Annotated in this window: 1 protein-coding gene; it reads left to right on the top strand. The window is 35.1% G+C overall.

Going from position 1 to position 1,876, the window contains the following annotated elements:
- The first annotated feature begins 152 nt into the window (after positions 1-152).
- A complete protein-coding gene (locus C8C76_RS14920) occupies positions 153-1,592 on the top strand; it encodes a DDE-type integrase/transposase/recombinase (RefSeq protein WP_089655184.1) in 1,440 nt (479 codons plus the stop codon).
- Positions 1,593-1,876 lie beyond the last annotated feature (284 nt).

The raw sequence follows: 1,876 nt of genomic DNA, 5'->3' as shown, positions 1-1,876 counted from the left end.
ACGTATTGTCAAAAAATCATTTAATTTATATAGTCAAAACCCTATTGTAGCAGGGATTTGAGCTTAAATACTTGTCACCCCCCTCTTTTTGAGGTATATTTAGGTTGAATAGCACCATTTTAAACCAAAAAAGAAGGGAAAGGTGACAAACTTTGAAAACAATTATTACTACTTTACTTGTCTATATTCAAATTCAGTATTATATAATTTGTTATCTGATGACTTTGCTTTTAAGTAAAGACTTTATGCCCAAAGATGATATTCCTATCAGTAAAGAGTACCACCATCTTAAGGTTGATGATCTACCTGTTATTGAAGTCTTAGAAAAATTTGATTATCAGAAATTAATAGCTGATTATCAAAAAGAAAATGGTAAACCACTTAAGCCTATTAGACGCCATAAAAACTCTAAAAACAAGGTTCCTGAGTCTGTGACCTGCCCCAGATGCGGTGCTCCACATGTTTATCTCTATGATAATACTGGAGGCCGCGGACAGTACCTCTGCAAAGTCTGTAACACTAATTTTAATGATAAAAATCGTTTTTCTAAAACAGTAATCTTTAAGTGCCCTCACTGTTCACGTACCCTTGACAGGATTAAAGAGCGTAAGGATTTCTATATCTACAAGTGTAGAAATGATGACTGCTCTTTCTATCTTAAAAACTTAAGAACTATGAGTAAAGAAGAGAAAAAACATTTTAAGAAACATCCTCACAAATTTAAAGTTAGATACATTTATCGAGAATTTGATTTTGACTTTCAGCCACTGAGTAAGGAGTCCACCTACCTGCCTAAGGTTGATATTTCAGGCATTCATTCGTCTCCACATACTCTAGGATTAATTCTTACTTACTATGTCAATTACGGTCTTTCTTCTCGTAATGTAGCTGCTATCATGAAGGATATTCACAATGTTGATATCTCTCATCAGACTGTACTTAACTATGCTGATTCAGTTGGGTATCTTGTTAAACCCTATCTGGATAATTATCCTTATGATCTTTCTGATTCTTTTTGCGGTGACGAAACATATATTAAAGTTTATGGCAAATGGCAGTATATTTTCTTTTTCTTTGATGCTGTTAAAAAAATTATCCTCTCTTATCATGTTTCACCAAAAAGAGATACTCCCTCTGCCATTAAAGCTATTAATGATGTTCTTACTAAGATGGATCCTATACCCGATAATCTTAATTTTGTAGTTGATGGTAATCCCATCTATCTTTTAGCAAGACATTATTACTATCAACAGGGTATTGATTTTGATGTCACACAAGTCATTGGCCTGACTAATGATGACCCTGTTTCAACAGAATATCGCCCTTTAAAGCAGATTATTGAAAGACTCAATAGAACTTTTAAAAAGAGCTACAGGTCAACATGTGGTTTTAAATCCTCTCAAGGCTCAGTTGCATATGTCAATTTATTTGCTGCTTATTTTAACTTTCTAAGGCCTCACTCAGCTTTAGAGAAAAAGATACCTGTGACTGTGCCTCAGCTCATTAATCTGCCTAATATGCCTGCCAGATGGGGCAAACTAATTGAGCTATCTCAGGAATACATACTTCATCAACAGCAGCATTCTGCTTAACCTTTATATCTATCTAGCAGAGCCTGAGGCAGCTAAAAGCTATTTAAAAGCATTGGCGAAGCGAACCCTTTACAAACCGAACCAGATAAATGCTAAAATCAGTGGTTCGAGGGTTGGCTAGTTTAACCTGCCTTTATATCCATCTCCTTCACCCTCGGCAACCTCCAGCTAGCATTTAGATGGTGTTTGTCAAGGGCAATGCGGTCATCCCAACCATTAAAATTTACTCTAAAAACTAAATTCTGTCTTCAACATCACTTTTTCATAGATTTTTTGACATAACC

The sequence above is a fragment of the Halanaerobium saccharolyticum genome (assembly GCF_003053565.1).
GTDB lineage: Bacteria > Bacillota > Halanaerobiia > Halanaerobiales > Halanaerobiaceae > Halanaerobium > Halanaerobium saccharolyticum_B.
Note: the sequence above shows the minus strand (reverse complement) of the source record. Positions and strands in the feature narration are given on the sequence as shown.